Raw genomic sequence first — 1,231 nt, 5'->3', positions numbered from 1 at the left:
ACGACGTCCAGATAGAGCTTTTCGGAAGGCTGTTGCACCGCGCCATTCTGATACAGGGCATGCACACTCGCGCGGCCTTCGGCAATCGCGCTCACCAGCGCGTTGGGAACCTCAAAGGTATAAAGGCCTGCTCTACTGAGTTCTTCGGTGTGCGTATAAGGGATCGAATTGCCTTCACTGTCCAAACCGGCCCAGATCAGCGTCACGTGGGAATAGGCGCTAGTCTCCTGGGAGGTGACCCAAATGGCCACTTCCACATCCCAACTGCCCAGCTCCGCGAGGTCGATTTTCGTACCGGTGTCTGGAAACTGCAGCCACGGCGCTTCGGGGCGCACTTCATTGAGGTGCACATCAATCAACGACACCGCCGACCAGCGCGCCCGCTCCTCCGGCAGATTGCCGCCCGCGTCCCGCACCTGGTAAGCCACGCGCGTCAGCGGGTTATTGCCCGCGGCGCTGATAGTGGCGTAGTCGACGGTCAAGGTGATGTCACGGCCCACTTCGCCGGGCTGGACCCGGTGCTGAACCACTTGCGAGCCCCAGGCCAGAGTGATCAGGTCATAAGCGCGCATGTTTAGCCAGTAGCGAATGATGATCTTGACACCCGCCAGTGCCTGCTCCTGATTGACGCCACGCAGCACAACATCCGGTGGAACCTGATACGCCAGCCCCTGGTGGCCGGGTAGACAGTCTTTGTCTTCGCCACCGGGGCGAGTCAGGCTGACCCGTAACTTGATTTCTTCGGTGAATGACTCATTGCCGCTTCTGCGCCTTAGCATGGCAACTACACCGTTGACAAAGTACGGGACAATATGGTGCGCGGGAACAGTCAGCGGGATCAGGTCAAGGTTTTCCTCGCCTTCGCGAATCGGCGTAGAGGCCACGGGAATATTACGGTTGCCCCAGAACAGTGAGGCAACACTGCCCGGAGTGACGCCATCTTTGGGGTTGATCAGGTAGACCACCAACGGCACCTCGGTATGCCGCAGGCCGATACCGCCATGCGCCCCTTCGATATCACCATCAATGGCCGGTTCCATCAGCGGAACAACGATGGGCGGCAGGAGGGGGTCAAGTGTTTTGTTCTTGGGCATGGCGAGAATCCTCACGGTCGTGCGCTGTTGGCTTACCGCTATCAAACGCCTGAAATCGCGGCGTGCCTACTGTCAGAATTAACAGGTAGTGCAGGATGACCCTGGATCGGTACCTGTTAATTCTGACAGTAGCCAAT

General features: G+C 58.7%; 1 pseudogene. It reads right to left on the bottom strand.

From position 1 onward, the window contains the following. Positions 1-1,094, bottom strand: a pseudogene (locus GIV35_RS27215) (hypothetical protein); the annotation flags it as partial. Between the last annotated feature and the right edge of the window lie 137 nt (positions 1,095-1,231).

It is taken from the genome of Pseudomonas sp. PA-1-6B, from assembly GCF_021609545.1.
GTDB classification, from domain to species: Bacteria; Pseudomonadota; Gammaproteobacteria; order Pseudomonadales; family Pseudomonadaceae; genus Aquipseudomonas; species Aquipseudomonas fluorescens_BV.
This window is presented reverse-complemented; position numbering and strand designations above follow the sequence as displayed.